Source organism: Acidovorax sp. KPB24-03, assembly GCF_057546605.1.
The window spans coordinates 1-4,005 of record NZ_BAAJYR010000327.1; the positions used below are offsets into that span (position 1 = coordinate 1).

Annotated in this window: 4 protein-coding genes; 3 read left to right on the forward strand and 1 reads right to left on the reverse strand. The window is 69.6% G+C overall.

Features of this window, described 5'->3' with window-relative positions:
* Window positions 1-428: 428 nt before the first annotated feature.
* Complete coding sequence (gene urtE / locus AC27KI_RS20170; RefSeq protein ID WP_317354613.1) at window positions 429-1,133, forward strand: urea ABC transporter ATP-binding subunit UrtE; 705 nt, start codon at window positions 429-431, stop codon at window positions 1,131-1,133.
* 9 nt (window positions 1,134-1,142) lie between these two features.
* Here urtE and AC27KI_RS20175 read toward each other — a convergent pair whose 3' ends face one another.
* Entirely contained in the window at window positions 1,143-2,069 is a 927-nt protein-coding gene (locus AC27KI_RS20175; RefSeq protein ID WP_487115477.1) for a LysR family transcriptional regulator, read from the reverse strand.
* A 223-nt stretch (window positions 2,070-2,292) separates the two neighbouring features.
* Here AC27KI_RS20175 and AC27KI_RS20180 point away from each other — a divergent pair, with 223 nt between their 5' ends.
* Together AC27KI_RS20180 and AC27KI_RS20185 are read left to right on the forward strand one after the other, a co-directional pair.
* On the forward strand, window positions 2,293-3,306 hold the full coding sequence (locus tag AC27KI_RS20180; RefSeq protein ID WP_487115479.1) for a porin: 1,014 nt from the start codon (window positions 2,293-2,295) through the stop codon (window positions 3,304-3,306).
* Window positions 3,296-4,005, forward strand: a 710-nt coding sequence (locus AC27KI_RS20185) for a Bug family tripartite tricarboxylate transporter substrate binding protein (protein WP_487115481.1), incomplete at its 3' end; no start/stop codon positions are given. The genes AC27KI_RS20180 and AC27KI_RS20185, both read left to right, overlap by 11 nt.

Genomic DNA, 4,005 nt, shown 5'->3' on the forward strand with positions numbered 1-4,005 from the left:
CCCGCCACACGGGCCATCGCTGCGCTCGGCCCAGCGTGCGCGGCGCCACGCGCTCGCGCACCAAAGGCCGAGCGAAGCACTGGCCTGTGTGGGCAGTTCGGCTGTTGGGTTCCCTTCTGGCCGTGCCGAGGAGCGCAGCGGCTGGCGGAAAAAGGGCCGCGCGCTGTTTGAGCGCAACGCAGTGGAGCGAGTTTGCGCGGACCCCGCCAGCCGCGAGCACCGCAGGTTGCCCCGGAGCGAAGCGCAGGGGACACGGACAGCAGGGTCGCCTTTCTTTTGGGTACGTTTCTTTGGCGAAGCAAAGAAAAGTACCTCGGCCGCCGGGCCGAGACCCGGCCCCGAAACCCAAACCAGCAAGCTACTATAAAAACAATAGCAGCCAGACCAATGAACACTAGGGCATAAAGCCCAAAAGACATCAAAAACCCATGCTCACCGTCCAAAACCTCCACCAGTACTACGGCGGCTCCCACATCCTGCGCGACGTGAGCCTCACCGCCCCCCCCGGCAAAGTCACCGTCCTCCTCGGCCGCAACGGCGTCGGCAAGACCACCCTGCTCAAGAGCCTCATGGGCCTCGTCCCCATCCAAAGCGGCACCATCACCTGGGAAGGCCACCCCATCCAGTCCAGGACCCCCTACGACCGCGCCCGCGCCGGCATCGGCTTCGTCCCGCAGGGCCGCGAGATCTTCGGCCGCCTCACCGTCGAGGAAAACCTGCGCATGGGCCTGGCCTACAAGAGCGGCTCCACCCCCGTGCCGCCCCATCTGTACGAACTCTTTCCGGTGCTCAAGCAGATGCTCGGCCGCCGCGGCGGCGACCTGTCGGGCGGGCAGCAGCAGCAGCTCGCCATCGCGCGGGCGCTGGCGCCCAGCCCGCGCCTGCTGATCCTGGACGAGCCCACCGAAGGCATCCAGCCCAGCATCATCAAGGACATCGGCCGCGTCATCCGCCAGCTGGCCGACCACGGGCTGGACGGGCATCCGGTGTCCATCCTGCTGTGCGAGCAGTACTACGACTTCGCCGAGGAGCTGGCCGACGAGTACCTCGTGATGGAGCGCGGCGAAGTCATCGCCCGGGGCCCGGGCAGCGAGATGCAGGCCAAGGGCATCCGCCACCTCGTGGCGATCTGAACCCGCGCCCTAAGCCGGCTGCGCCGTGGCCGCCCCGGCATCCCCCGGCGGCGAAACCAGCCCCTCCACCAGGAGCTGCGTGAACGTGTCGTGCAGGGGCGATGCCGCTGCCTGGGCCACCGTGGCGATGCCCAGCTGGTAGGCGATGCGGGGGCGGAACGGGCGCGAGGCGATCGCACCGTGCGGGCAGTGCTGCGCCAGCAGGGCGTTCACGATGGAAACGCCCAGCCCCTGGGCCACGTGGGCGCAGGCCTCGCTGATGGAGTGCACCTCCAGGGCCACGCGCGGCTGCACCCGCCGCTGGCGAAACGCCATGTCGATGTCGTGGCGTATCTGCCGCTGCCGGCCCAGCAGGATCAGGCTGGCGTCGATCAGGTCGGTGGCGCCGACCTCGTTCAGGTGTTCCAGCGGGTGGCCCTTGGGCATGATGCACACGGCCTCGGAGTCGAGGCGGGCGCGGGTGGCGAGCCCGGGCATTTCCATGGGCAGCCGCACCAGCCCGATGTCCGCATCGCGGCTGAGCAGTGCGCGCTCCGCGTCGTTGTACGAGCCCGACAGCACTTCCAGCACCACATCGGGATGGGCCTGCATGAAGCGCCGGGCCAGCACGGGCATGAGCGTGGTCGCCAGGGTGCTGGGCACGGCCACCTTGAGCAGCCGGCGCTTGAAGCCGCCCAGGCGCAACTGCTCGGCATGGCGGCGAAAGCACTGGGCCGAGTCCATCAGGCCCTGGGCGTCGTGCAGCAGCGCGTGGGCTTCGGCGGTGGGGCTCAGGCGGCCTTTCTCGCGCACGAACAGGCGCAGGGCCAGGTCCTCCTCCAGCTGGGTCAGCAGCCGGCTGATGGCGGGCTGCGACAGGCCCAGGCGCTCGGCCGCGCCGGTGGTGGAGCCGCTGAGCATGATGGCGTGGAAGGCTTCGAGTTGCTTGAAGTTCATGGGCATGGAACGGTGCGCCGACCCCCGGGATGCGCGCGCCAGCCAAAGGGCGCGCGGGGCCGTCCCGCATCTTTGCACCGGTCGCGGCCCGGCGCAAACATGCGGTCCGCTGCATAGGGTCATCCGCCTTTGTCATAGCGTTGTGGCGAAGGATCCCGCTCCACAGAATCGGCAGCGTCATTCGCCAACACCGGCACGACGCCACCCCAAGGAGCAAGACGTTATGAGGCCCCCATTTCCCTTCGCACTGGCTGCCAGCGGCCTGTTCTTATCGGCCGCGCCGCCCGCTTGGGCGCAGGACCTGCAGGCGTACGGCCAGGTGCGACTGAGCATCAACCATGTCAAGACCGGCAATGCGGGCTCGGTGACGGAAGAGCGCGACAACGCGTCGCGCCTGGGCTTTCGGGGCAAGGAGGACCTGGGCGACGGCATGGCCGCCCTGTTCGGCGTGGAGATGGGGCTGGACGCGGACACCGGAGCCGCCACCACGCCCGCCTACCGCAACAGCTACGTGGCATTGCGCGGCAGCGCGGGGACGGTGGCGCTGGGCCGGCTGGATTCCGCCAATCCGACCGGATCGCCCCTGTATTCGCAGGTCACGCGCATCACCTCGTTCGCCGCCAACGACGCCGGGGCCACGGCCATCGGCACGTCGATTCTCAATGCACGCAACCGCACCTCGAACGCGGTGGGCTACCAGAGCCCCACGTGGGGCGGCGTCAACGTGCGGGCCCGCTACTACCTGCGCGGCGACACCCGGACGCCCGATCAGGAAAACGGCGCCAAGTCGCTCGACCTGGGGCTGAACTACGCGGCCGGGCCCTGGTCGGCGGGCATCGGCTACGGCCGGGACACGCGCCCGGGTGGCCTGCTGGCCAACGAGTTTTCGAGCAAGTGGCAGGTGGCGGTGCGCTACGACTTCGGTGCCATCGAGCCCTATGTGCTGCTGGGCCGCGATGCGTATGCGAAGGCCTCGGCCACCGCGCGCACCGATGTCGATTACTGGCTGGTGGGCAGCCGGTTCTCCGCCGGCCCGCACGCGCTGGTGGTCAACGCGATGCAGCGGGACGTGCAGGCCTCCGTGCGGGGCCTTCGCAAGCGCCAGCAGGTGGCGTATACGTATGCGCTGTCCAAGCGCACGGAGTTGCAGGCGTTCATCGACCGCGACGGAATCGATTCGAGCCGCAGCAATGTGGCGGTGCGCGCCGTGGGCGCAGGAGTGCGACATGATTTCTAACGCAAGCTGTGCGGCCCTGCGGGCCTTCCTTTCGCGCCCCGTTTCCGGGCACCGGGTCCGGCCGTTGCTGGCGGCCGGTCTGGCGGGCCTGGCCCTGTGGGGGGCGGGCGCCCATGCGGCGCCGGCCGCCGAGTTTCCCGACAAGCCGGTGCGCATCGTGATTCCGTTCCCGGCGGGTGCCGCGGCCGACACGGCCATGCGGGTGGTGGCACGCAAGATGTCGGAGCAGTGGCGCCAGCCGGTCATCATCGACAACCGGCCCGGGGCGGCCGGCTTCCAGGCGGTCGCATCGGCACCGCCCGACGGCCACACGCTGCTGATGGGGGCGGGCTCGGGCATGGTGACGGCACCGCTGCTGTCCAGCAAGCTCACGTACAACCCGTCGCGCGACTTCGTGCCCGTGGGGCGGGTGGTGGTCAACGTGCCCATCCTCACCACGCACCCGAGCCTCAAGGTCCGCACGGTGCAGGAACTCATCGCGCTGGCCCGCAAGGACCCCGGCGCGCTCAACTACAGCACCAGCGGCAACGGCAGCCCGGGGCACCTGTCGATGGAGTTGTTCCAGGCCGCCACGGGCACGCGCATGGTGCAGATCCCGTACAAGGGGGGGGGCCCCGCCGTGAACGAACTGGCGGGCGGGTACGTGCAGCTGGGCATCAACGCCGTTCCCAGCGTGGCGGCGCAGATCAAGGCCGGCAA